Origin of the sequence: Alicyclobacillus sacchari (genome assembly GCF_004366795.1) — a bacterium.
GTDB lineage: Bacteria > Bacillota > Bacilli > Alicyclobacillales > Alicyclobacillaceae > Alicyclobacillus > Alicyclobacillus sacchari.
Map to the genome: position 1 here is coordinate 1 of NZ_SORF01000041.1, position 3,803 is coordinate 3,803.

Genomic DNA, 3,803 nt, shown 5'->3' on the forward strand with positions numbered 1-3,803 from the left:
ACCTCCTCGTAGAGATGCACGAAAGCTGTGCACATTCCATTTATCCAAGCGAAAAATGAAAGAGAGGTGGGCGTTATGGTCAGCATCGAAGAAGTGGCTGCACGCAACGGTTTCGTGTTGTACCCGACGTCCCGACCTGGCCAATGGAAGGCTCACTGCCCCGTATGCGGGGACAAAGGCCGCGACTTCCATCTGTACGTGTCCAGCGTCAAGGACACGTTCTACTGTCACAAGTGTGGGGAAAAAGGCGGCGCTGTCGCCTTTCACGCGTGGCTGCGCGGAATCTCGTTCGAGGCAGCCAAAGCAGAGATGTACCCGCAAGGGACACGTAAGCAAAACCTGCACCCCGCGGAACGGCTCACCGCCGTCCAACTTGCAGAACTTGGCTTCACGACGCACAAGCCGTGGCGCACGCCGAAAGGCGTAAACCCTTGGGAATGGCGTCGTCACCGCAAGGCTATGCTCGATTGGGTATGGGAAGAGTGGCAGGAATATGAACGTTTTAAGCGCGAGCAGACCGAGCGATTGATGTGCTTACTCGCCCCTGAAGAGCCGACCACGACCCAAGTCTCCGTGTAAGACAGGTGAAGAACATGCCCATTACCAAACGAGTTCAGAGGAAGCGTTGCAAAACGCGCGTGAGGCGATCACCTTGTCTAGACTCGTAAGCAAAGGCCCGACGCAAGCGTCCTAGATGTTTGTGGACGCGTCTCACTGACCCTCAAACTTACCAAGCCCCCGAGGCTTGTAAGCGTCCATCTTCCTATCATCTAACCCCCTTGAGTCGTCAACTTTCATAGGGAGGAGTTCATCATGCCCATCAAAGGCTGGTGTGATACTCCCCGAATTCCACGGATCGGCAAGATTCACCTTGGCGTTCGTACGGAAAATGATCGGGGAAAGACGTATCCCAAAGCCGTCGATTACTTCGTTGTCAAGCCGGACGAATCGACGTCCGAAGCTGCAGCCCAGGCGTTTCATAGTGTCTATGGTGACACCCCTCGCGAAATCACGATTGCATTTCCGACCAATGATCCTGAGCAGTTTTTCCCGCAATACCTCGCGGCTTATCAAGGCGGAGGCGGAAAGTACAAATTGTACTGCTCCGGCGACGGAGAAACTGCCCAGCGTGCAGATGGGAAGGGCGGTCGCGTACAAATTCAATGCGCGTACAAAGACTGTCCCATCTATCAGGCCGGCAAATGCAAAGAGCTCGGGAGACTTCAATTCTTCTTGCCGGAAGTACCGGGAATCGGCGTCTGGCAAATTGACACCTCGAGCTTCCACACCACGTCAAACTTGAATGGCGCGATTCAGATGATCCGAGCACTCACCGGCGGACGAATTGCAATGATGCCACTCAAGTTGAGGATCGTCCCCAAAGTGGTCAATCCCGACGGTCAAGCCAAAACGGTCTACGTACTCACGCTTGGGATTGAAGATATGCGGCTTACCGACTTCTTGCGGCAAACGCCTATGCTCGCTGTCTCGCCAAGCGTTGAACCGATTCAACACGAAGAGTTGCCCGAGGACCTGTTTATCGAGGATAACCTCGTCAACGACGAGACTGCGACGAATGAAGAAGACACCTTCGACACTACATCACGTGTGCAAGATGAACTTCCAATCGGCGCCGTGATCGACATCGAGATCAAAACCAATGCCCTGAAGAAGGACGTGCTTCGGATGCGCTTGGCGACGTTGCAGGGAGAGTGTATCGAACTCCTTACGGATGAACCCAAGCTGGTCGAGGCCCTGAAACACCTCAACTCTGGAATAGCCATTCAATACACGGCCGCTCCATCTTCCAAATGGAGAAACCGCACTGAAATCGTAGACTTCACGATTGTAACCGGAAAGGAACAGGATAAATGCTCAATCGCGTGATTTTAATCGGCCGTCTCACGGCAGATCCCGAATTGCGTTACACGAATAGCGGAACGGCGGTTGCGTCGTTCACGCTCGCGGTGGATCGGATGCGTTCTGGCCAGAATGGCGAACGACAGACCGACTTCATTAACATCGTGGTCTGGCAAAAGCAGGCCGAAGTCGTGGCTCAATATCTGCAAAAGGGCAGAATGGCCGCAGTCGACGGCCGCCTTCAGATTCGCACGTATGAAAATCGTGATGGACAAAAGGTACGCGTGGCAGAGGTCGTAGCCGAGGGCGTTCGATTTTTGGATCGTGGAGAGGGTGGAAACAGCGCGAAATCCACGCCTGCCGCTCCACCTGTGAAAAACAACACCTCGCCGGCTCCGTCGAAGCAACCGGACTTCGGTCCATATGACGATCCGTTTGCGGACGATTTACCGCCGGGCTTTGAAGAGGACTTACCGTTCTAGTCACACAACGGAAGGAGGGGCGCCCTCTCGTTCAAACGGCGAGAGGGGGCACCCTCGGACCGTTGAGCGGCGGGCATGTGAATGCTTACTGACAAGGATTTGCCCTTAATTAAGTCCATGCTTCAATGCAAGCTATCCATATCAGATCAGGAGGTTCGGATTCATCCTCGGAATCAACGTGTGATGAATCAATATGAAATCTCCGTGAAATGGGTCCACCAATACATTCGTGATGTGCCCATCCAGCACATTCGGTCCCTCAATCATCAGGGCACGAAATATCGTCTCAAATTTGTAGAACGTCCTCTACATTCAGTTCGAGTCGTGTTGGAGATGGACATGATCGTCGATCGACACGGCATTAATGTAGAAGTGGCTAAAATCCATATCAAACATTGAGGACGCCTCGATTACGACAGGGGTAGAATGGTTGTAAGAGGTGATCCTCATGGAGAGGATGTTCATGGTGAATGCCATCATCAGCGGAGTCAAATTTGAAAATGTACCCTTGATCGTCACCGAAGAAGGCCAAATCAGATATCCACTCAATTCTCTCGCAATCGCAGAGGAAATTGCAGAGGGTATCGCAGAACATGTCAAGCCTTATGTAACGGTCGATTTCTCCTCTGTCGATCGGCAAACCTTCTTAAATCGCTTGAACAACGACAGCAGCGAATCGAACCTTCAGCACGATCCTGAACAACAACTGTTGTCGTTGGTCTTCAGAGAAAGCGATGAGCACGAATGAGCCACGATAACGATGACCTCGAGGATTTAGAGGCAAAGTTGATCGCGTGGCTTGAAGAACTACAGGCTGAGCGAAATGTTGAAAAGCCCATCGAACCTGAACCGGATTACGAGCTAGAGCAAGTTTGCGAGCGCTGTGGTTCGCAAATCATGTATCGACCTCAATGGGACGCAGAGTACTGTCCCACGTGCAATCGGTGGCTACGTCCGCCTTGTTCAGACAGTACGTGTATCTTCTGCGCTCATAGGCCCGAAAAACCCTTTATGACCTGAATCCATCCCGCACGATGCGCGGGGCTTTGTCACATAAGCCCCGGCATCGTCCGTGGGCTTGTGTGATCTCACACCACCCACGGAAGGGATGATTCCGCATGAAAATCCTCAGCATTCAACTGGAGAACTTCCGCTCGTTTACGGAGGCCTCGTTCCAGTTCCACGACATCACCGTCATTTCCGGCCACAACGGCGCCGGGAAATCCACCCTTGCAGAAGCCGTCGTCTGGTGTCTTTTTGGCACCGACATTGCGGGCAGGCAGAAACAAGATGAAAAACTCATGCGCTTGGGCGAAAAGCGGATGGCGGTCACGGTCACGTGGCTCATTCGCGGCAAGTCCGTTGCCATCTCGCGCACCCGAGCATCTCGACAGGGCTCGACGCTCCTCGTGAACGGCAAACGCGCACAGCTTGGCCAAATCGAAGGCTGGTTCGGCACCG

Annotated in this window: 5 protein-coding genes; all 5 read left to right on the forward strand. The window is 53.2% G+C overall.

All coding sequences use genetic code 11. The features are described 5' to 3' along the window. Positions 1 to 75 precede the first annotated feature (75 nt). The gene (locus C7445_RS14150; protein ID WP_134161334.1) at positions 76 to 579 is read left to right on the forward strand and encodes a CHC2 zinc finger domain-containing protein; all 504 of its coding nucleotides are present in this window, start codon (positions 76 to 78) and stop codon (positions 577 to 579) included. A 234-nt stretch (positions 580 to 813) separates the two neighbouring features. Next, positions 814 to 1,887, forward strand: coding sequence for a recombination directionality factor (locus tag C7445_RS14155; protein ID WP_134161336.1), 1,074 nt, complete (start codon positions 814 to 816; stop codon positions 1,885 to 1,887). Then, complete coding sequence (locus C7445_RS14160) at positions 1,872 to 2,342, forward strand: single-stranded DNA-binding protein (RefSeq protein ID WP_134161338.1); 471 nt, start codon at positions 1,872 to 1,874, stop codon at positions 2,340 to 2,342. Before C7445_RS14155 ends, C7445_RS14160 begins: the two co-directional genes overlap by 16 nt. A 448-nt stretch (positions 2,343 to 2,790) precedes the next feature. Next, a complete protein-coding gene (locus C7445_RS14165) occupies positions 2,791 to 3,090 on the forward strand; it encodes a hypothetical protein (protein ID WP_134161340.1) in 300 nt (99 codons plus the stop codon). 370 nt (positions 3,091 to 3,460) lie between these two features. Continuing rightward, on the forward strand, positions 3,461 to 3,803 hold a 343-nt coding region (locus C7445_RS14170), incomplete at its 3' end, for an AAA family ATPase (protein ID WP_166669181.1).

Excerpts from the sequence above, each read along its gene's own strand:
- C7445_RS14150 (WP_134161334.1), top strand. The coding sequence starts at position 76 with ATGGTCAGCATCGAAGAAGTGGCTGCACGCAACGGTTTCGTGTTGTAC.
- C7445_RS14155 (WP_134161336.1), top strand. The coding sequence starts at position 814 with ATGCCCATCAAAGGCTGGTGTGATACTCCCCGAATTCCACGGATCGGC.
- C7445_RS14160 (WP_134161338.1), top strand. The coding sequence starts at position 1,872 with ATGCTCAATCGCGTGATTTTAATCGGCCGTCTCACGGCAGATCCCGAA.
- C7445_RS14165 (WP_134161340.1), top strand. The coding sequence starts at position 2,791 with ATGGAGAGGATGTTCATGGTGAATGCCATCATCAGCGGAGTCAAATTT.